The sequence below is a fragment of the Thalassococcus lentus genome (assembly GCF_028023555.1).
Lineage (GTDB): Bacteria > Pseudomonadota > Alphaproteobacteria > Rhodobacterales > Rhodobacteraceae > Thalassococcus_A > Thalassococcus_A lentus.
Genome location: NZ_JAQIOY010000006.1, coordinates 59704 through 78879 on the forward strand (window position 1 = coordinate 59704; position 19176 = coordinate 78879).

Annotated in this window: 20 protein-coding genes; 5 read left to right on the forward strand and 15 right to left on the reverse strand. The window is 58.2% G+C overall.

The genetic code is table 11. The features are described from left to right. Window positions 1-50 precede the first annotated feature (50 nt). Complete coding sequence (locus PFY00_RS14365; protein ID WP_271433272.1) at window positions 51-695, reverse strand: pyrimidine 5'-nucleotidase; 645 nt, start codon at window positions 693-695, stop codon at window positions 51-53. 103 nt (window positions 696-798) lie between these two features. On the opposite strand from PFY00_RS14365, the gene PFY00_RS14370 reads away from it, so the two are divergent. Then, complete coding sequence (locus PFY00_RS14370; protein ID WP_271433273.1) at window positions 799-1449, forward strand: GntR family transcriptional regulator; 651 nt, start codon at window positions 799-801, stop codon at window positions 1447-1449. Window positions 1450-1462: 13 nt separating this feature from the next. On the opposite strand, the gene PFY00_RS14375 is transcribed toward PFY00_RS14370, so the two are convergent. Further along, window positions 1463-3361, reverse strand: a complete 1899-nt coding sequence (locus PFY00_RS14375) for a glycosyltransferase family 2 protein (protein ID WP_271433274.1) — start codon at window positions 3359-3361, stop codon at window positions 1463-1465. 89 nt (window positions 3362-3450) lie between these two features. Then, the gene (carA, locus tag PFY00_RS14380; protein WP_271433275.1) at window positions 3451-4602 is read right to left on the reverse strand and encodes a glutamine-hydrolyzing carbamoyl-phosphate synthase small subunit; all 1152 of its coding nucleotides are present in this window, start codon (window positions 4600-4602) and stop codon (window positions 3451-3453) included. 203 nt (window positions 4603-4805) lie between these two features. Between carA and PFY00_RS14385 the strand changes: the two genes are divergently transcribed. After that, window positions 4806-5270 carry a GatB/YqeY domain-containing protein gene (locus PFY00_RS14385; protein WP_271433276.1) on the forward strand — a complete coding sequence of 155 codons (465 nt, stop codon included), beginning with the start codon at window positions 4806-4808 and terminating at the stop codon, window positions 5268-5270. Between the two features lie 30 nt (window positions 5271-5300). Here the strand turns inward: PFY00_RS14385 and PFY00_RS14390 are convergent, their stop codons facing one another. The 3 genes from PFY00_RS14390 to ctaD all read right to left on the reverse strand — a co-directional run bounded on the left by PFY00_RS14390 (window position 5301) and on the right by ctaD (window position 8550). Beyond that, window positions 5301-6206: a hypothetical protein gene (locus PFY00_RS14390; protein ID WP_271433277.1), complete on the reverse strand. Its 906-nt coding sequence runs from the start codon at window positions 6204-6206 to the stop codon at window positions 5301-5303. 22 nt (window positions 6207-6228) lie between these two features. After that, the gene (locus PFY00_RS14395) at window positions 6229-6732 is read right to left on the reverse strand and encodes a DUF2244 domain-containing protein (RefSeq protein WP_271433278.1); all 504 of its coding nucleotides are present in this window, start codon (window positions 6730-6732) and stop codon (window positions 6229-6231) included. 114 nt (window positions 6733-6846) lie between these two features. Then, entirely contained in the window at window positions 6847-8550 is a 1704-nt protein-coding gene (gene ctaD, locus PFY00_RS14400; protein ID WP_271433279.1) for a cytochrome c oxidase subunit I, read from the reverse strand. A 256-nt stretch (window positions 8551-8806) separates the two neighbouring features. Here ctaD and PFY00_RS14405 point away from each other — a divergent pair, with 256 nt between their 5' ends. Beyond that, entirely contained in the window at window positions 8807-9616 is an 810-nt protein-coding gene (locus PFY00_RS14405; protein ID WP_271433280.1) for a hypothetical protein, read from the forward strand. Here PFY00_RS14405 and PFY00_RS14410 read toward each other — a convergent pair. Beyond that, on the reverse strand, window positions 9588-10334 hold the full coding sequence (locus PFY00_RS14410; protein ID WP_271433281.1) for a hypothetical protein: 747 nt from the start codon (window positions 10332-10334) through the stop codon (window positions 9588-9590). The two genes, PFY00_RS14405 and PFY00_RS14410, sit on opposite strands and share 29 nt — an antisense overlap. 180 nt (window positions 10335-10514) lie before the next feature. On the opposite strand from PFY00_RS14410, the gene PFY00_RS14415 reads away from it, so the two are divergent. Beyond that, window positions 10515-10721 (forward strand): hypothetical protein, encoded by a 207-nt coding sequence (locus tag PFY00_RS14415; RefSeq protein WP_271433282.1) that lies wholly within the window; start codon window positions 10515-10517, stop codon window positions 10719-10721. Window positions 10722-10749: 28 nt separating this feature from the next. Here PFY00_RS14415 and PFY00_RS14420 read toward each other — a convergent pair whose 3' ends face one another. The 8 genes from PFY00_RS14420 to PFY00_RS14455 all read right to left on the reverse strand — a co-directional run bounded on the left by PFY00_RS14420 (window position 10750) and on the right by PFY00_RS14455 (window position 17671). Further along, a complete protein-coding gene (locus PFY00_RS14420) occupies window positions 10750-11436 on the reverse strand; it encodes an ABC transporter ATP-binding protein (protein ID WP_271433283.1) in 687 nt (228 codons plus the stop codon). Next, window positions 11433-12182 (reverse strand): ABC transporter ATP-binding protein, encoded by a 750-nt coding sequence (locus PFY00_RS14425; protein ID WP_271433284.1) that lies wholly within the window; start codon window positions 12180-12182, stop codon window positions 11433-11435. The genes PFY00_RS14420 and PFY00_RS14425 overlap by 4 nt, the downstream gene beginning before the upstream one ends. Beyond that, a complete protein-coding gene (locus PFY00_RS14430; RefSeq protein WP_271433398.1) occupies window positions 12175-13158 on the reverse strand; it encodes a branched-chain amino acid ABC transporter permease in 984 nt (327 codons plus the stop codon). Before PFY00_RS14430 ends, PFY00_RS14425 begins: the two co-directional genes overlap by 8 nt. 8 nt (window positions 13159-13166) lie before the next feature. Further along, the gene (locus PFY00_RS14435) at window positions 13167-14087 is read right to left on the reverse strand and encodes a branched-chain amino acid ABC transporter permease (protein WP_271433285.1); all 921 of its coding nucleotides are present in this window, start codon (window positions 14085-14087) and stop codon (window positions 13167-13169) included. A 103-nt stretch (window positions 14088-14190) separates the two neighbouring features. After that, a complete protein-coding gene (locus PFY00_RS14440; RefSeq protein WP_271433286.1) occupies window positions 14191-15327 on the reverse strand; it encodes an ABC transporter substrate-binding protein in 1137 nt (378 codons plus the stop codon). Between the two features lie 23 nt (window positions 15328-15350). After that, a complete protein-coding gene (locus PFY00_RS14445) occupies window positions 15351-15587 on the reverse strand; it encodes an Lrp/AsnC ligand binding domain-containing protein (protein WP_271433287.1) in 237 nt (78 codons plus the stop codon). A 227-nt stretch (window positions 15588-15814) separates the two neighbouring features. Next, window positions 15815-16867, reverse strand: coding sequence for an ABC transporter ATP-binding protein (locus PFY00_RS14450; RefSeq protein ID WP_271433288.1), 1053 nt, complete (start codon window positions 16865-16867; stop codon window positions 15815-15817). A 3-nt stretch (window positions 16868-16870) separates the two neighbouring features. Then, a complete protein-coding gene (locus PFY00_RS14455; protein WP_271433289.1) occupies window positions 16871-17671 on the reverse strand; it encodes an IclR family transcriptional regulator in 801 nt (266 codons plus the stop codon). Window positions 17672-17864: 193 nt separating this feature from the next. Between PFY00_RS14455 and PFY00_RS14460 the strand changes: the two genes are divergently transcribed. Next, entirely contained in the window at window positions 17865-19115 is a 1251-nt protein-coding gene (locus tag PFY00_RS14460; protein WP_271433290.1) for an ABC transporter substrate-binding protein, read from the forward strand. Window positions 19116-19176 lie beyond the last annotated feature (61 nt).

A 19176-nucleotide genomic window follows, 5' to 3' on the forward strand; every position in this document is an offset into this window, starting at 1 on the left:
CGGACCATGCCCGGTTCTGCGGCAAAAGGACATGCTTGGCCCCAGACCAATCAAGTGAGCCGCGAAAGAAAACCGCTCAGGTCATCGGTGTGATGATGGATGTGGCCGGCCGGTGCGGGTTCTGGCGCAACATGAACCGTCCGCATGCCCATGGCATGGGGGGCTGCCAGATTGCGCGCTTCGTCTTCGAACATCGCCGACTGCTGAGGGGCCAGCTGATCGCGGGCAAACACCCGTTCAAAGGCCCGTCTTTCGGGCTTGGGCACGAAATCCGCGTGTTCGACACCGTAAATCGCGTCAAAAGCGGCTTCGAGCCCGCGGGCCTTGAGCACTTGCGCCGCATAGGGTGCGCTGCCGTTGGTATAGACAATGCGACGTCCGGGCAGATCGCCGATCAGCGCCGCCAGATGTGGATCAGGCTCTAGCGCGCTGAAGTCGATGTCATGTACTTCGTCCAGAAACGCCTGCGCATCGATGTCATGGTTGTGCATCAACCCGGCCAGCGTCGTTCCGTATTCGGCCCAATAGTCGCTGCGCAATGTGCAGGCGCGATCCCGTGGCAGTCCGGTGACCCGCATGACGACATCTGTCATGCGCTGTTCGATTTGATCGAACAGGCGTACCCGGGGATGATAGAGCGTGTTGTCCAGGTCAAAGACCCATGTCCGCACATGAGAAAAAGCGTCGCGTGGCATAGCGAAGACTTAGGCCACAGGCGCAAAGAAGACAATTGGGCGCGCTTGCTATGACAGGGTAGGCGAGGCTAGTGTTGCGCAACGCAGCAAGGAAGAGCGCACAATGAACCAGTCAAGAGCGTCCCAGAAAGACGCCTATACACTGATCCTGGAGGCAATCGACACGGGCCTCTATAGACCCGGGGACCGACTGGTCGAAAGCGAGCTGGCAGACCGGTTCGGTGTCTCGCGCACACCGATCCGAGAAGCGCTGCAACGCCTTGAAACGCAATCGCTTTTGGCACGTGATGGGCGGTCTTTGATCGTCGCTTCGCTGGACCACAACCAGATGGCGGAACTCTATGCCGTCCGGACGGAACTGGAAGGTTTGGCCGCGCGTCTTGCGGCGCGTCATGCGACCGAAGAAGAGGTTCAGGTGTTGCGGGACATGGTCGAGGAAGACCGCGCGCTTCTGGATGATCCATCGGCGCTGTCACGGGCAAACCGCCGGTTTCACAAGATGATTCATCTCGCCTCTCACAATCGCTATCTCGTGCAGCAGCTGGATTTGGTTCACCGGTCCATGGCGCTGATGGCGACCACCTCGCTGGCCGCCGAAGGGCGCGGAGAGATTGCGCTGTCAGAGCATCAGGCCATCGTCGACGCGATCGCACGCCGAGACGAAGACGCCGCCTTTCAAGCGTTGAGAGACCACATTTCGGTTGCTTTCGTCACCCGTCTGAAGCTGGATTCCGCCCGGCAGTTGGAACTCTAGGTCTAGAGCGTTTTCACCACGGTCGGCCGCTGTTCGGATGTATGTCGGGACTGTCGGGCTGGGACGTTCCGTGTGTTGTCTTGTCCCAATAGAAAGCGCGATTGGTGAGCATCTCGAACAGTCCCTTGTAGATTGCGAAGGTGCCAAGAGGGAAATAGGCGAACAGGGTTGGCACCCATGGGATCAGCCGTTCGTGCGGGCTTCGGGAAACAGCGGCTATACCGATCAGGATTGCGACAGCCTCGGCCCCTAAAAACAACGCGGTCAGAACTGCGATTGACGTAGGGCCAAGGTAGGCGTCCAGCGGGTGCGGCAGGCCGAACAGGACCAACCAAAAAGACCACAAGAGCGGTGCCAAAGTGAACTGAACGATCGTTGTGACAAACAGCACCTGCATGCCCAGGAATTTCTTGGGGCCCAGATCACGCCAGAGCGCCAAGGGACGACGGCTATGCACCCACCATGTGATCGCATACCCCTTGAGCCAGCGGGATCGTTGCTTGATCCAGGGCCAGAACCGATTGTTCGCCTCTTCCCGTGTGACGGATGCGATCAGCTCCGTGCGGTATCCGCGCCGGGCCAGGAGTATCCCGAGATCCGCATCTTCGGTGACGTTGTGGGCATCCCAGCCGTGCAGATCGACCAGCGCTTGGCGACGAAAGAAAAGCGTCGTTCCGCCCAACGGGACCGCAAGCCCAAGCCGGGACAGGCCCGGCAGCACAACACGAAACCAACTGGCGTATTCGATGGCAAAACAACGCGATAGCCAATTGGCCATTGGGTTATAGAAGTCCAGAATACCCTGAAGACAGGCCACGTCGGGCGGCGCGCGGCTGAAATGATCCACCACCCGGCCAATCTGATCGGGTGCAGGCGCATCTTCGGCGTCATACACTCCGATGATGTCCCCTTTGGTGAAATGAAGCGCATAATTCAGCGCACGGGGTTTGGTCATGATCGGACCGTCCGGCACTTCGATGACGCGGAACCATGGCGGCAATGCCGTTTTAGCGATCACTTCCTTGGTTTGAGCATCGCCAGCCTCGAGCACCAAGACCACGTCCAGCAGACTGCGGGGGTAATCCAGCCGAGACAGTCTTTGCACGAGGGTGGACGCGATTTCCGATTCCCGAAACAGCGGAACCAAAACGGAAACGGTGGGCGGATGCTCTGGCAGCGCAGGTGGGCCGGAAAGTGGCGCTTGTTTGCGGGATGCCAAAAAGGCCACGACCTTGAGGCCCTGCGCAGCAACCAAAGAAATCAGGGCCAGCCCCAATGCCGCTGCGAATAAAACAGCGGGGTATAGCCAGAGCAGGGCAAACACCAAAAGCAGCGCACCAACACCCAAAGATTTGGTTCGCGTTGTGGACTGATTGATATCGCGGCAGCTGTCGCTTGGCGGCCGCCATGTTTCGGCCGCTCGCGCAAGGGCCGCTCCGTGGCTTTGTGAGATCGCGGCGTGAATATCCTCTTCGAGAGTCACGGCCATCATCACTGGCCCGAGTGTGTCGGGCGCTTGCTCCATGACATCATCAAAATCATCCGGGCGCGCAGTGGCCAAAACCAGCGTGTCGCCGATGCGCATCCACGGCAGAACCGCATGTTTGAGACAAAAGCTGGCAGGCAAAAGGGCTTGAACGGCAGGATCGGGTGGTCTCTCTTTGCACAGCACGGGCATTGCGCCGTGGCGTTCGGCCTGCGCAGCCAAGATATCGTGCCGTTGGGCGATCCCTTCGGCTGCGATGACATTGGCTACGGGCTGTTTGATACGCGCGGATTCGGCCAAGGCGCCCAGCATCACTCGCGGCGCAACGGTGCCGTGATCCAAAAGGATCTGGCTAACAGGTTTTCCCCGACCGGCGCCCTGTTGCGCCAACCGGTTTTCTGCGAGCCTCAGACGTTGCTTGCTCATGATCCATTTCCATCCCAGTACCGGAAGGAAAGTGAAGCAAGTCTGTTAAGGCTTGGTTAATTCTGAGTTTTTGGTTAACGCAGCGGGCTTTAGGCTGCGGCCATCGATGCGGCGAAGCGTTCGAACAGGTAAAAGCTGTCCTGCGGGCCGGGGCTGGCTTCGGGGTGGTGCTGCACCGAAAACACGGGCCGATCCGCCATGCGAATTCCGCAGTTCGATCCGTCAAACAGGCTGACGTGGGTTTCCAGAACGCCGTCCGGCAGGGTCTGGGCGTCTACTGCGAAACCATGGTTCATCGATGTGATCTCGACCTTGCCGGTTTCGACCTCTTTGACCGGATGGTTCGCACCATGGTGGCCGTGGTTCATCTTGATGGTGCGCGCTCCCAGAGCCAGCGCCAGCATCTGATGTCCCAGACAGATCCCGAAAACCGGGATGTCAGTATTGTCCAGAAGTGAGCGGATCATTGGCACGGCATATTCGCCGGTTGCTGCCGGATCGCCGGGGCCGTTGGACAGGAAAACACCGTCGGGCTGATGGGCCATGACCTCATCGTAGCTGGCTGAGGCTGGCAGAACCGTCACATCACATCCGGCGGAGGCGAGGCAGCGCAGGATGTTGCGTTTGGCGCCGTAGTCGACTGCGACCACTTTGTGCTTTGGATTGGTCTGAGGCTTGTAGCCCTCGGGCCATGCCCACCGCATCTCATCCCAGCGGTAGCTCTGCGAGCAGGTTACACCCTTGGCCAGATCCAGCCCTTCAAGGCCGGAGAACGCACGCGCCTTGGCGACCAAGGCTTCGACGTCGAACACCCCGTCAGGATTGTGCGCCATCGCAACATGCGGCGCGCCCTGTTGGCGAATGGCCCGGGTCAGACGCCGTGTGTCGATACCGCCAACAGCAATACGGCCGCGGGCCGCGAGCCAGTCAGACAACTCCTGAACGGCGCGCCAATTCGAACTCTGGGTTGGCATCCATTTGACCACCATACCCTCGGCCACCGGATCGGCGGTTTCATCGTCATCCGGATTGACCCCGACATTGCCGATATGCGGGAAAGTAAAGGTCACGATCTGCCCGGCATAGGACGGGTCGGTCATGATTTCCTGATAGCCGGACATGGCGGTGTTGAAGCAAAGCTCGGCTTCGGTTTCGCCAGTGGCGCCGAACCCTTGTCCGTAGAAAACGGTGCCATCAGCAAGTGCGAGGCAGGCGGTTGGTTTGGTCTGGGATGCGGTCATGACAGAAGCGACTCCGAATGCTGGGCAGGGGGCAGGGGCGCAAATTGCGCGGAACCTAATGCGCGGCGGGGGCCGGGTCAAGGGGCATGCTGATTTTGAAAATTGTTCAAAATCAATAACTTAATATGGCTCGCGCGCGGTTGCACCAGAATTGTCTTTTGGGTAGTGTCGCGTTTCGAGCATTGGACAGGGGATGAATGTTCATGGAACTGCGAGAACGAGTGAATACGGCTGTTAAACAGGCCATGAAAGACAAGGCAGCGGATCGTTTATCGACGCTGCGTCTGATCAATGCAGCGATCAAGGATCGTGACATTGCCCTGCGCGGCACGGGTGAAGAAGGCGGCGTGGACGACGGCCAAGTGCTTGCGATCCTTGACAAGATGGTCAAGCAGCGCCGCGAAAGCGCGAAAACCTACGAAGAGGGTGGTCGTCTGGATCTGGCTGAACGCGAGATTTCGGAAATCGGCGTGATCGAGGAATTCCTGCCCAAGGCTTTGTCCGAAGATGAGATTGCCAGCGCGGTCGATGCGGCCGTGACCGAAGTCGGCGCAGATTCGATCCGCGATATGGGCCGGGTCATGGGCGCGCTCAAGGCTCAGTACACCGGCCAGATGGATTTTGGCGCTGTGGGCCCGATGGTCAAAGAACGGCTCGCCGGCAACTGATCGGACCGATTTGGCGCATGCTCCCTGCGTTCAAGGCGCAGGGAATTGCGATGCGATGATATCCAGCGTCTTGGCGTCGGTGATTTTAAATCGCTGAACAAAGCGGGTCTTGAAACCGACCCGACCCCGGCGTGCGCCAAAATTCTCGCCATGGTTCAACACATAGAGCACCGAGGGCTGGGAAAGCGGCGTTAGCGGTTGTCCCGACAGGCGGGCCAGATACGGGAACATCCTGTGTTCGTGCTGGGTCATGGCGCGCAGGAATTCGGCGCTGAGTGGCTCAGCCGGATCGTGTCTGAGCGCAGCGCAGGAGCCGCAGAGTTTCCAGAACGGTTTTTGTAATGGTTGGACCAGAGTGCGACGATCGGCTCGCGCCACGTCGCCTGTTGCGTGGTCCATTACAAAACCGGACTCCACCAGATAGCCGCCGCGGGCTTGCCGCGTCAGCATTTCCGAAACGGTGCCCTGCCGCAGGATATCGTCGGCATCAAAGGTCATGACATATCCATGGGGCAGGGCCAGTGATGGCAGATGCGCGCAAAGCGCCGACAGCTTGCGCCATTTGTCATTGCCCGGCGTCGGATCGTCAAAGGGCAGATAGGAAAGCCGGTCATCCTTTGGCATCGGCGGGCGCTGTTGGCAGCACACCACAGCGCGCCAATTGGGGTTGTCCTGATCAATCAGGCTTTGCAGCGTTGCCTGTAGTCGCGCGGTGACGGCTTGCCAGTCGTCGACAGGCTCCGGCCCGACAAGCGGGATCAGAAAGGTTACGGCTTCCGCCTGCGTCGTCAGATCTGGTTTGCTGGCACGCAGGGCGAGTGCGGCGCGTTCGCTTGGCACCATTGTGTGCCCGGCGGCCCGTTCCGGCCCGAGCAGACGGGCCAATGCACGCATGCGCAGACGCCTTGTTTTTGGCGTAGCCGGTTCCTGTGCCATCTTGGTCTGCTCCGCTGCGCTGTCAGCTGCGCGAGATGTCACGCACCATGTCGCTGAGTTCATTGAACAAGGCCTTGCGTTCCTCTTCGCTCAGAAACGCGCCAATCTCAACCTCGCGGTTGTCTGATCCGTCCCCTTTGAGGGTGACGTAGTAGGGAACAGGCCCGCCTTTGTCGTGCATTGTGACCTTGACCCAATAGGTGTTGGACTCCCAATGCTGGACATCGCCTTTTGGATTTGTGCGGCTCAGATGTGTGCGCTCGGGTGAAAGGGTCAGCACCTCCAGGATCTGCCGGTCGCGGCCATTGCGGCGCAGGGCATAGTAAATGCCTGCAGTCGAGGCCAGCATGAAGGGCAGCAGGCCCCACATCAGTTTGGTGCCGAGCAAGCCGTAGAGAGGCAGGGAGGCGAATAGGAAGAAGCCTAGGATCAGCGCGGCGAAACCCTCAGCCGGCAGCGAGTTATGCGGCCACAGATGCAGCTCTTGCGGCTCTTGGCGTGGCGGGGTTGTCCAGGAATAAGGCATGCAACGGCTTCGGTCTTGTGGCTCTGTATGAGATGCAAGGTAACGCAGGTCACGAATGTGAAAAGGCCCCGCACAATGGCGGGGCCTTTTATTTTGTCTAGGGTCAGCCCCGGATCAGTGGGCGTGGCCCTTGTCCCAGTCTTCCTGCTTGGGCAGGATCTCGAACGTGTGCTCGGGCGGCGGGGATGGCAGTGTCCATTCCAGCGTGTCCGCATACTCGTTCCAAGGGTTGTTCTCGGTCACGCGGGCACCTTTCAGCACCGACCAGATCACTACGCCAAAGAAGAACACGAAGGACGCGAAGGACAGGAATGCACCCCAGCTGGAAACATAGTTCCACAGAGCGAACTGCTCGGGGTAGTCGATGTAGCGACGTGGCATGCCCTGACGGCCCAGGAAGTGCTGTGGGAAGAATGTCACGTTTGCGCCGATGAACATCGCCCAGAAGTGCAGCTTGCCTGCCCATTCAGGGTACATGCGACCGGTCATCTTGGGGAAGTAGAAGTATACCCCTGCAAAGATCGCAAACACGGCGCCCAGCGACATCACGTAGTGGAAGTGTGCAACCACATAGTAGGTGTCATGGTAGGCGCGGTCGACGCCTGCCTGGCTCAGCACGATGCCTGTTACACCACCAACGGTGAACAGGAACAGGAAGCCAAAGGCCCAGAGCATTGGTGTCTTGAACTCGATCGAACCGCCCCACATGGTGGCAATCCACGAGAACACCTTAACGCCGGTCGGCACCGCGATGACCATGGTCGCCAGCATGAAGTAGGACTGCTGGGTCAGCGACATGCCAACGGTGTACATGTGGTGCGCCCAGACGACAAAGCCCAGTGCACCAATCGCGATAATCGCCCAGACCATCGGCAGGTAGCCAAAGACAGGCTTGCGCGCGAAGGTCGCAATCACATGGCTGATGATACCAAAGCCGGGCAGGATGATGATGTACACTTCCGGATGGCCAAAGAACCACAGGATATGCTGGTACAGGATCGGGTCGCCACCGCCGGCAGGATCAAAGAAGGTCGTGCCGAAGTTACGGTCTGTCAGCAGCATGGTGATGGCGCCGGCCAGAACTGGCAGCGACAGCAGGATCAGCCAGGATGTGACAAAGATCGACCACGAGAACAGCGGAACCTTGAACAGGGTCATGCCCGGGGCACGCATGTTCAGGAAGGTGGTGATCATGTTGATCGCGCCGAGGATCGAGCTTGCGCCCGAAACGTGCACGGCAAAGATCGCCAAATCCATTGAGTAGCCGCCTTCGTTGGTGCTGAGCGGCGGGTAAAGAACCCAACCCACACCCGAACCAAGCTGGCCATTACCCCCCGGTGCCAGCACCGAGCAGACTGCCAGTGTGGTACCAGCCACATAGAGCCAGAACGAAAGGTTGTTCATGCGGGGGAACGCCATGTCCGGCGCGCCGATCTGCAAAGGCATGAAATAGTTGCCAAACCCACCGAACAACGCGGGGATCACGACAAAGAACATCATCAGGATGCCGTGCGCCGTGATCATCACGTTCCAAAGGTGGCCGTTCGGCGTACATTCGCTGGGCATCGAGGCCGCAAGCGAGCTGATAAAGCCCGAGAAGAAGCCTTTGTCCAGATGCTCCATACACATGTACTGAACACCGGGGTTCATGAGTTCCATGCGCATGTAAACGGTGAAGGCCACCGAGATGAAACCGACCAGCGCCGAAACGATCAGGTACAGAATACCGATGTCTTTGTGGTTGGTGGACATAAACCAACGGGTAAAGAACCCGCGGTTGTCTTCATGCTCGTGGCCGTGAATGGCGGCGTCTGCCATTGTATGCCTCCTGTTGGTTTTTAAACCGGTTCCCAAATCAATGGGCGCAAAAGGGAATCCTTCCGCGCCGTATCGATCAAGGTTTTAGAATGTGACACCCTGCCGGGCAATGGCGGGTTTTGACGCAGATCAAACAATATTGTCGCAGGCCCTTGTGTCCCTCGGTTGGCAATACCCGGCTCAGAGGCACGCACTGGACAACGCAGGGTCGTCTGCGCACACTGAGAACAACCGTATTGGCAACCGGAGTAACGCAATGACAAAAGCGATCGGGTACGTGTTTGCTGCCGCATTTGGCGCGCTGCTTTGGCCGTTTCGCTCTGTTGTACGTTGGTGGCGGTCAAACGACTGGCATGGGCGCTTTTGTGTTATGGCTGTCGGCTTTTTCCCGGTGTTTTCGATTGCGCTGTTCGTTGGATCGGTGCGCCAAGTCCAAGCGGATGGCTGTCCACTTGTGTTTGATCTGAGTGGGAACGGGTCTATCGACATTACGGGGCATGTCCGCACTCAGGACAAGCTTTACACCCTTTATTCGCTCAGGGATTACGTGGAATTTGAAATGTTCCCGGGCCGGGACCCGATCAAGATTGATTGGGTTGCCCCAAACACCGATGCCTTTTTGGTGGATTTCCGGCAGGGTGTTCCACAGACTATCAATGGCTCGCATCTGTTTGGAACCGTCGATTCACTTGGCGATGAAAGCTTTGAGAACGGTTTCCAGAAACTCGCAACTCTGGATGCGGACGGGAACGGCGTCGTATCCGGCGAGGAATTGACGGGACTGGCGCTATGGAAAGACAACGGCGATGCAAGGCTCGCCAGCGCGGAAATTGTGACACTGGAAGAGATCGGTATCGTGTCCATCCCTGTCTCGCCCAAGACTGACCTAAAGGCGCCATATCAACTCGAACGCCAATATACCCATGCCGCAATCGGAACCGAGGGCTCGATGTTGACCGAGGAGATATTTGTCGAAGACATCTGGTTCATGAGGATCAGCACCCCGCACCCTTCCGATCAGTGGGTCATGGAGAAAGTCAGGGGGCTTCTGGGTCTTTTCGGGTGAATCTGTTCTGAATTTTTGCACCCAACAAAGACAGAATGATCGTCATCACGAGGCCAAAGATGTTCTGCAGCAAGACAATTGGTGACGCACTGGGGCAGGCCACGTAACTGTCACTGCGCGCTCCGGGTACGGCGGTTGCAATGGAAAACAAAAGATAATCCCATGCAGAGTCGACCATGGCAAAGTCTTTTTCCAACATGACAAAGGGCACAGCCGCGGTTGGGTAGACTCGCTCGTTTTCGGGGCGGTCGGCGACACTCGGGTCAATCACGGTGTCGGTAATCGATCGTTCAATATCAACAATGACAACGCTGTCCTGCCGCCCTTCAACCGTCAGCGACACCACGCCGTGATCCTGGGGCGGGACGGGGATGAACAGGCCGGTGTCTTCTTGAATTCCGTAGGTGTGATAGACCAAGGCGAAACCAAATATCCCAGCGCAAAGGGTCAGAACGGTGGCCAAGGCGTTTTCAAGTTCGTGATCTGAAACGCAAAGCGCCCGGTACCCAAACACGCCAACCGCAAAACACAGGAGCGTCAGGGCGAACCAAGGCACCACTTCATAGAAAAGGTAGCCGTCGCCCGTTGCAGGAACGTGGCATCGTTCATTGATGCCGTTATTGCTGACGTAGATCCAGAAACACAGCGGGATCAAAGCAATCCCTATGATCAAGGGGCGCAACTGGGTTCTCGAAGCTGCGGTGTTTGGGTCAGACAATGAGTTTGCTCAAATCGGTGCAAGGGCAGTGCGCCAACTCTACCGGAATAGAGCCGGTTATCCAGCCGTTTCGCTTCAATAAGGTGGATTGCCTCAAAGGTCTGGGTTTCCTGACTTATGTATTCTTCGTTTTGGGGGCAGATATATGGGCATCTGCTGCTTTCGTCCGAGGAGGACACAATGGCCTTTTTTGACCCCGCTTTTACACCGTCTCGTCCCGGTCTGCGTTCGCGTTTGACGGCGCTTTTCGAAACACCCTTTGATCGTCGTTCCCGCCAGATCGCTGCCGAGGTTGCCGAATTGCGCCGCCGCAGCGATGAAGAGCTTGCCCAAATGGGTATTCGCCGCGACCAGATCCTGATGCACGTCTTTGGCGCGCGCCGCTAAGGTAAAAAGACACACCGCATGTCTCGGGTTACACGCCCAGCCGGTCATGTGCGGTCTGATCGTCCAGTTCGGTGATGTGGCCCGTCCATACATCTCTGCCGCGTTCAATAATCACGGCCCGATCTGAAACTTGTCGCAATTCCCGAAGCGATTTGTCTATCAGAAGGATCGCCATTCCGGTCTCTCGCTTCAACTGACTGATGGCGTCCCAGATTTCCTGCCGCACAATCGGGGCCAGCCCTTCGGTCGCTTCATCCAGAATCAACAGCCTTGGATTAGTCATCAATGCCCGGCCAATGGCGAGCATCTGCTGTTCACCGCCGGACAGGCTGGCGGCGCGCTGCTCGAGGCGTTCGGTCAGTCGCGGGAACAAAGTGCCGACCTTTTCAAGATCCCACTGTCCCGTACGCGCCGCTGCAATCAGGTTTTCCCGTACAGACAGATCAGCAAAGCAGCGCCGCCCTTCGGGCACCAGCCCGATACCCAGGCGGGCGGTTTTGTGCGAGGGCATCCGGCCAAGCTCTTGCCCATCGAATGTGATGGTTCCTTCGGATGTCAAAATCCGGCAAATGCATTTGACTGTGGTGCTCTTGCCCATGCCGTTGCGTCCCATCAGGGCAACCACTTCGCCGCTGTTCACGTGCAGCGAAACACCAAAGAGCGCTTGTGAAACGCCGTAGTGGGCCGTGACATTGCGCAGCTCCAGCAGGCTCATTCCGCGTCTCCCAGATAGGCTTCGCGCACGGCCTGATCCTTGCGGATTTCGTCCACGGTGCCGCTTGCTATGATCCGGCCGTAGACAAGCACGCTAATCCGGTCTGCCAGCGCAAACACTGCATCCATGTCGTGTTCGACCAGCAGGATCGGGGCTTCTCTGCGCAATTCGTCCAGAAACCGGGTCATGGTTGCGGACCCTTCGGTTCCCAATCCGGCCATCGGTTCATCCATCACAAAGGCACGGGGAGACAAGGATAGCGCGATCGCGACTTCCAGCTGGCGCCGCTGACCATGGGACAGCTCCGCGGTTCGCGTCGCCGCATGTTCGAGCAGGCCCACCCGCTCAAGCGCGCGTTCGGCAGCATCACGCAGGGCCGAATTACTGAGGGCAGGGCGAAAAAAACGCCATGGCTTGCCGCTGGCGCCGAGCGCGCCAAGGCAGGCATTTTGCAAAACGGTGTCTTCCATGGCCAGCTGGCTGATCTGAAATGTGCGCGCCAGTCCCAGACGGGCGCGGGCAGGGGGTGGCAGTGTCGTCACATCCTGTCCGTTCAGCAGAACCGAGCCGCTGTCAGGTGGCAGTGCGCCGCTGATCTGGCCAATCAGGGTGCTCTTCCCAGCGCCGTTGGGGCCGATGATGGCGTGAATTTCGCCCGGATTCAGCGTGATTGAAACGGCATCTGTCGCCTTGAGTGCGCCAAAACACTTGTTCAAAGAGCGGGTTTCCAGAACCAGATCAGTCATGGATCTTGCCTCGCCCGGCGAACATGCCGATCAAACCGCCGCGTCCAAACAACACGATAAGCAACAGCAGGGCGCCAAGGTAGATGTGCCAGTAGTCGCTCAGTCCACCCAACCAATGTTCCAAAGCCACGAACAAGGCCGCGCCGACCACGGGTCCGAACAAGCGGGCGACCCCTCCGATGATGATGAAAACGATCAACTCGCCCGAAAGCTGCCAGCTGAACATGGTGGGGCTGACAAACCGGTTTAGATCGGCAAAGAGCGCACCGGCCAGCCCGGTGATCGCGCCGGATATTACAAAGGCCACAAGACGCAGCCGAAACGGATCAAGCCCCACCGCCCGAACCCGTTCGGGCACTTGGCGGGCGGCGTTCAACGCCAATCCAAAAGGGGACCGCATGAGCGCCGCATATAGCGCCAGCGCTGCCAAAAGTATCGCAAGGCACAGCCCGTAGAACTGGATGGGAACCAGCGTGTTCAGCCCCGGAAAACTGTTGCGCACGTAGATCGAAAGCCCGTCTTCGCCGCCGTATTCCGACCAGGAGATCGCGAAATAAAAGAACATCTGACCAAAGGCCAAAGTGATCATGATGAAGTAGACACCGGATGTCCTGAGGCTGAGCAACCCGATCAGAAAAGCTGCGAAGGCCGAAACAACGGTCGCAACCAGCCAGATGATGGGCATGTTTTTGGTACCTTCGATCACAAAGGGCCATTCCATCACACTTGTGTAGGTCTGGGCATGATGGGCCAGAATACCCATGGCGTATCCGCCAATTCCGAAAAACACCGCGTGTCCGAGGCTGACCAATCCGCCGATGCCCAGAGCAATGTTCAATCCCACCGCGGCCAACGCCAGCACCACGGCTCTGGTCGCCAGAGTAATCGTAAAGGGCTCATCCGCCCACAGCGCCCAGAGCGGCAGGATCACGAGCCCAGCCAGAACAGCCAGATTCAACAGCCCTTCGCGCGTCAATCCCCGGGTCATGCGCGTGCTCCGAACAATCCGGTCGGGCGCCAGATGAGCACCAGAGCCATGAGGACGTAGATTGACATGGATGCCAAAGAAGCGCCGGTTTGATTGGCGGCTGCCGGGTCCATGAACAGGGCAAAGAGTTGCGGCAGGAAAATCTTGCCTAATGTATCGGTCAGCCCGACTAGGACCGCACCGATCAGCGCGCCTTTGACGGATCCGATGCCACCAATCACGATTACCACAAAGGCAAGGATCAAAACCGGTTCGCCCATCCCGACCTGAACCGACTGGATTGCGCCTACCAATGCGCCGGCCAAACCGGCCAGCGCCGCACCCAGCGCAAAGACGAATGTGTAAAGGCGGTCGATATCAACACCCAGTGCAGCGATCATTTCGCGGTCATTTTCACCGGCGCGGATCTGGATGCCGATGCGGGTTTTGCTGATCAGCAGGAACAATCCGGCTGCTACGATCAGGCCCGCCACGATCAGGGCCAGACGATAAGCGGGGTATTGGATGCCGCCGGGCAGGGCGACAGGGCCGGACAGGGCTGCGGGTATATCGAGAAACAGCGGAAAGGACCCAAAGATCCAGCGGGTGCCTTCGGAAAAGATCAGGATCAATGCGAAAGTGGCCAGAACCTGATCAAGGTGGTCTTTGTCATAAAGGCGTCGGATCACGATCAATTCGACGAGAACGCCAGCAATCGCCGCGCCTGCCAATGCCGCAACAAGACCCAGCGCAAAGGAGCCAGTCAGCCCTGCCGCTGCGGCTGCGCAAAACGCACCGATCATATAAAGCGAGCCATGCGCTAGGTTGATCAATCCCATGACGCCAAAGATCAGCGTAAGCCCAGCGGCCATCAAAAACAGCATTACGCCGAACTGCAGCCCGTTCAAAAGCTGCTCGATGATCAGAATCGTGCTCATGGGTGATTGTTTCTGCCGGGCGGGTTTCGCGGCACCGGTTCAAGGAGCCGCGAGACGTGTTCAGACGGTCGCCGGGCCGCGCATGTCGGGCCCGGCAATTGGTTTACATCTTGCAATCGCCGGCATAGGCGTCTGTGTGATCGGTTGCGGCAACGCCCAGCACCTTGTTGGTGACCACGTCACCTTCCTTGACCACTTCGCGCATGTAGATGTTCTGGATCGGGTGGTTGTTTGCACCGAATGCGAAATCGCCCCGGACAGATTGGAAGTCCGCTTCTTTCAATGCGGCGCGGAAGGAATCGGCGTCTGCGACATCAGCCTTGCCTGCGGCCGAGGCCAGCAACAATCCGGTGTCGAAACCCTGCGCGGCATAGAGCGACGGCAGGCGACCATATTTTTCCTGGAAAGACGCGACAAAATCAGCGTTGCCGGGTGCATCGAGATCCTTGGACCAATGCGAGGTGTTCTTGACGCCCAGAGCCGCTTCGCCGATCGCGCCCAGAATGCCCTGATCAAAGCTGAAGGCAGGCCCCATTACAGATTTTTCCGCGCCGGATCCGGCATATTGCTTCATGAAGGAGATCCCCATGCCGCCGGGTAGGAAGTAATAGACCAGATCGGCCTCAGATGCCTTGATCTGCGCAATTTCTGCGGCGTAGTCGGTCTGGCCCAGCTTTGTATAGACCTCTTCCGTCACATCGCCTTTGAAGAAGCGCTTGAAGCCGGCGATCATATCTTTGCCCGCAGGATAGTTCGGCGCCATCAGGAACACCTTGCCGATGCCGTTTTCCGACGCCCAGGTACCAGCGGCTTCGTTGAAAGCGTCATTCTGCCAGCTGACATTGAAGTAGTTGGGATGACAGCCTTTTCCGGCCAATGCCGACGGGCCCGCATTAGGTGACAGGTAAAATTTGCCCTGCGCAGTCACGGCAGGCACCACGGCCATGGCAAGGTTGGACCAGATAATCCCGGTCAGCACGTCCACCTTTTCGGACTGCACCATTTTGTCAGCAAGCTGAACCGCAATGTCGGGTTTGCGCTGGTCGTCTTCGATTACAACCTCGATATCGTCACGCCCGGATTGTTCGATGGCCAGCATAAAGCCGTCCCGTACGTCGATGCCGAGGCCTGCGCCGCCACCGGACAGTGTGGTGATCATGCCGATCTTCATTTCGGCCGCCGCGCCCGAAGCCAGCGCGCCCAGCGCGGCTGTCAGGGCCAGTGTCTTTGCAAATTTCATCCCGTTTCCTCCCTTGGATGTCTTCAGAACGCCCGAAACGTCAAAGTTGTCAGCGTGCGTTCGATCCCATCGATGGTGGCCAGCTTTTCGTTGATGTATTTGCCGACATCTTCATCGGTAGGAATGTAGAGTTTCACCAGCAGGTCATATTCACCGCTGGTGGAATAGAGCTCAGAGTGGATTTCGCGCAAAACAAGGGCCCCGGCGACATCGTAGGCCGTTCCGGGCTTGCAGCGAATCTGGACAAATACGCAGTGCATGAGATCCTCCCCAGTTTCTCAAAGCACAGCCTGTCCGAAATTGACGCGCAATTCCAGCCCCTTGTTGGAAAATCGGGGGTAGCAGACAGGACCATCGATTGCTGGTCATGCGGCAGGAGGGAAGAACGAACACACGGCCATGCCCCACATGAAGAATGCCGGGGCATTCCGAACGGACCCGCAGGGCCGTTTGACGACCTTGCAGGGCTATCAGGCCCAGTTCGGGATCAGCGCAGCCTCTGTTCGCTTTGCGCGTCGAAAACATAGACCTTGCCGGGGGCAATCGTCAGTCCGACACTGGCGCCCGACGCGCTGCGTTCGTCGCCGCGTTCTTCGACAATCATGGTCTCGCCGGTTTGCGAAATCAGGTGTGCGTAGGACACGCCCCCAAGACTTTCGGTCAACTCCACCTTGAGTGCATCGCCTGTGCCAAGGGTCAGATGTTCGGGGCGCAGACCCACAAGAACTGATTGGCCATCCACTGCAGAAGTCGGAGCAGGCAGTGTCTGCTGAATGGCAGGGACATTGATCTGACCGCCGGACACCGTGCCTTCGAGGAAGTTCATGGCGGGCGAGCCGATGAAGCCGCCGACGAATTTGTTGTCGGGGTCGCGATACAGGTCCATCGGCGCACCGACCTGAGCAATATGGCCGCCTTTCAGAACAACGATCTTGTCCGCGAGGGTCATGGCTTCGACCTGATCGTGCGTCACATAGATCATCGTCGCGCCGATTTCCTTGTGCAGGCGTGCGATTTCGACCCGCATTTCGACGCGCAATTCCGCATCGAGGTTCGACAGGGGTTCATCGAACAGGAAGACGTCGGGGCCACGCACAATGGCGCGTCCGATTGCGACCCGCTGACGCTGACCGCCCGACAGGGCCGCTGGCTTGCGGGCCAGATAATCGTCCAGCTTGAGGATGCGGCTCGCTTCGCCAACCTTCGATTCGATCTCGGCCTTGGGGTGGCCATTCATCTTGAGCCCGAAGCCCATGTTCTCTTTGACCGTCATGTGCGGATAGAGCGCGTAGGTTTGAAAAACCATCGCTACACCGCGTTCGGACGGATCCATACGCGTCACGTCGCGTGGTCCGATGTGGATCTGGCCGCCTGTTGTTTCTTCCAGACCAGCGACCATGCGCAACAAGGTTGACTTGCCACACCCCGAAGGACCCACGAATACGCAAAACTCTCCGTCTTCGATTTCAAGATCAATGCCATGGATGACCTGAACGTCACCGTATTTCTTGACCACTTTGTTCAGCGTAACGCCCGTCATGGGTTATGCTCCTTTGAATGCGCGAGTTTGCGTTTCTGGAAAGGCCCAGTCTTCGGCGTCGCGACCGATAGCCTGAGCAGTTTCGTTCAATGCAGGGGCCAGCTGTTCCATTTCGGCCAGACTGGTTCGTGATGTGGTGCTGGTAATGGACAGCGCGCCCAGCGGACGGCCTGACGATGTCAGGATCGGCAGAGCGATACAGATAATGCCGGGTTCATGTTCTTCGTCGTCAAAACTATGGCCGCGGGCCCGGATGCGCAGCAACTCGCCACGCAGGCTGGCCGGGTCGGTAAATGTCTTGTCTGTAAACCGGCGCCAGCTTTGCTGTTCCAGCGCGTCGGCCAATTGTTCTTCGGGCAAAAAGGCCAGCATGGCCTTGCCGACACCGGTGCAATAGGCTGGCCCGACCTTGCCCGCCTGACTGTACATTTGCACAGGCGTGCGCGCATTCCGTTTGTCGACATAGAGCACCTGGCCGTTGTCCAGCTGCGCCAAATGAACGGTTTCGCCCAGACGTTCCGACAGAGTATCGAGGTGCGGACGCGCTATGGGTGCAAGTGAGCTTTGTTGCCAGGCCGCGTGGGCAAGCCGGACAAGCCGCATGCCCGGCGCATAGGTTCCGCGATCGGGGTCATAAGACAGCATCCGCTGTCCGGTCAGAGTTTGCAGAAACCGGTAGAGAGTCGCCTTGGGGTAGGGGCTGTCATCCAGCAGTTCCGAGAACTTGACTGGCCTGCCGTAACCGGCAACCCGGTCCAACACTTCCAGCGCCTTTGCAACTGTTCCTTCACCGGCTGCGGCCATCGTTTCATCTCCTCCCGTGCCCGGCGCTCTTGTGTCGCGTGTTTGTCAGGGCTGTTGACAAGCATAGGCGAGTCGGGGTTAAGTTTTCAATATCCAAAACAAAGTTTCACATAATGAAACTAGAAGCACCAGACTCTAGGCCGTGAAATTTTGGGTGGGTCGTTACAGATGTTGAAGCGATAGGGAGGATACCATGCTTCGCAAATTCACCTCGGCAGCCGCTGCGCTGGCGATGACAACTGCACTTGCCGCGCCTGCTCATGCAGATCTCGAAGGCACGCTGCGTATCATGTCCGACATGTCGAACCCTGCGCCCCGCGCAATCATGGAAGGCCTCGCTGCGGATTTCGGTGCAATGCACCCTGATCTCACAGTGGAGCTGGAGATTGTCGATCGGGAAGCTTGGAAAAGCCAGATTCGCAACGCGCTGTCGGCCAACCCGCCCGACGTGGTGAACTGGTATGCTGCCAACCGCATGCTGCCCTACGTCGAATCCGGTCTGTTCATGGACATCTCGGATATGTACTCGGGCGGCGATCTGCCGGGTCTGGACGCTGTAAAGGGCGCCATGACCATCGATGGCAAACAGTGGGGCGTGCCTTATTCCTACTACCAGTGGGGCATCTACTACCGTGAGGACATCTTCAAGGAACTGGGTCTCGCAGAGCCAGCCACCTTCGAAGAAGAAATGGCCAACTGCCAGAAAATCCTCGACGCGGGCAAGAAGTGCTACTCGATCGGCTCCAAGTTCCTGTGGACTGCCGGCGGCTGGTTCGACTACCTGAACATGCGCACCAACGGCTTTGATTTCCACATGGAACTGGCGCAGGGCAAGGTCGCATGGACTGACGATCGCGTTCGCGAAACCTTCGCCAACTGGCGCAAGCTGATCGACATGGGCGCGTTCATCGACGATCACCAGACATACAGCTGGCAGGAAGCGCTGCCATTTGTTGTGAACGGTGAGGCGACAGCCTACCTGATCGGTAACTTTGCTGTTCCGCACCTGCGTGAAGCGGGTCTGACTGATGATCAGATCGACTTCTACCAGTTCCCGAAGATCGCAGATGTGCCGATGGGTGAAGACGCCCCGACCGACACGTTCCATATCGCATCGGGCGCAAGCAACGTAGACGCGGCAAAAGCCTTCCTTCAGTTCGTGACCTCGGCTGACGTTCAGTCCAAGATCAACGGTCCGGACGGTCTTGGCCAGCTGCCAATCAATGCGAACTCTTCGGTTGCGGATGATGAATTCATCCAGCAGGGCTTTGAAATGCTGAGCCAGAACGCAACCGGCGGCATCGCGCAGTTCTTCGATCGCGATTTCCCAGCTGAAATGGCGTCGATCGGCATGGAAGGTCTGCAGGAATTCATGGTTTTCCCTGATAACCTGGACGACATCCTGGGCCGTATGGAACAGGCGCGTCAGCGTATCTACAAGTAATACCGAACTCTGGGCGCGCGATGCTTGTCGCGCGCCCTTTTCATCCCCAAAATCCGGTTTT

What these genes read in the sequence shown, in the direction of transcription:
- PFY00_RS14460 (WP_271433290.1), top strand. Translation starts at nt 17,865, where the DNA reads ATGCTTCGCAAATTCACCTCGGCAGCCGCTGCGCTGGCGATGACAACT.
- PFY00_RS14425 (WP_271433284.1), bottom strand. Translation starts at nt 12,182, where the DNA reads ATGACTGATCTGGTTCTGGAAACCCGCTCTTTGAACAAGTGTTTTGGC.
- PFY00_RS14375 (WP_271433274.1), bottom strand. Translation starts at nt 3,361, where the DNA reads ATGAGCAAGCAACGTCTGAGGCTCGCAGAAAACCGGTTGGCGCAACAG.
- PFY00_RS14420 (WP_271433283.1), bottom strand. Translation starts at nt 11,436, where the DNA reads ATGAGCCTGCTGGAGCTGCGCAATGTCACGGCCCACTACGGCGTTTCA.
- PFY00_RS14365 (WP_271433272.1), bottom strand. Translation starts at nt 695, where the DNA reads ATGCCACGCGACGCTTTTTCTCATGTGCGGACATGGGTCTTTGACCTG.
- PFY00_RS14440 (WP_271433286.1), bottom strand. Translation starts at nt 15,327, where the DNA reads ATGAAATTTGCAAAGACACTGGCCCTGACAGCCGCGCTGGGCGCGCTG.
- PFY00_RS14395 (WP_271433278.1), bottom strand. Translation starts at nt 6,732, where the DNA reads ATGCCTTATTCCTGGACAACCCCGCCACGCCAAGAGCCGCAAGAGCTG.
- PFY00_RS14405 (WP_271433280.1), top strand. Translation starts at nt 8,807, where the DNA reads ATGACAAAAGCGATCGGGTACGTGTTTGCTGCCGCATTTGGCGCGCTG.
- PFY00_RS14450 (WP_271433288.1), bottom strand. Translation starts at nt 16,867, where the DNA reads ATGACGGGCGTTACGCTGAACAAAGTGGTCAAGAAATACGGTGACGTT.
- ctaD (WP_271433279.1), bottom strand. Translation starts at nt 8,550, where the DNA reads ATGGCAGACGCCGCCATTCACGGCCACGAGCATGAAGACAACCGCGGG.
- PFY00_RS14385 (WP_271433276.1), top strand. Translation starts at nt 4,806, where the DNA reads ATGGAACTGCGAGAACGAGTGAATACGGCTGTTAAACAGGCCATGAAA.
- PFY00_RS14445 (WP_271433287.1), bottom strand. Translation starts at nt 15,587, where the DNA reads ATGCACTGCGTATTTGTCCAGATTCGCTGCAAGCCCGGAACGGCCTAC.
- PFY00_RS14390 (WP_271433277.1), bottom strand. Translation starts at nt 6,206, where the DNA reads ATGGCACAGGAACCGGCTACGCCAAAAACAAGGCGTCTGCGCATGCGT.
- PFY00_RS14415 (WP_271433282.1), top strand. Translation starts at nt 10,515, where the DNA reads ATGGCCTTTTTTGACCCCGCTTTTACACCGTCTCGTCCCGGTCTGCGT.
- PFY00_RS14370 (WP_271433273.1), top strand. Translation starts at nt 799, where the DNA reads ATGAACCAGTCAAGAGCGTCCCAGAAAGACGCCTATACACTGATCCTG.
- PFY00_RS14435 (WP_271433285.1), bottom strand. Translation starts at nt 14,087, where the DNA reads ATGAGCACGATTCTGATCATCGAGCAGCTTTTGAACGGGCTGCAGTTC.
- PFY00_RS14455 (WP_271433289.1), bottom strand. Translation starts at nt 17,671, where the DNA reads ATGGCCGCAGCCGGTGAAGGAACAGTTGCAAAGGCGCTGGAAGTGTTG.
- carA (WP_271433275.1), bottom strand. Translation starts at nt 4,602, where the DNA reads ATGACCGCATCCCAGACCAAACCAACCGCCTGCCTCGCACTTGCTGAT.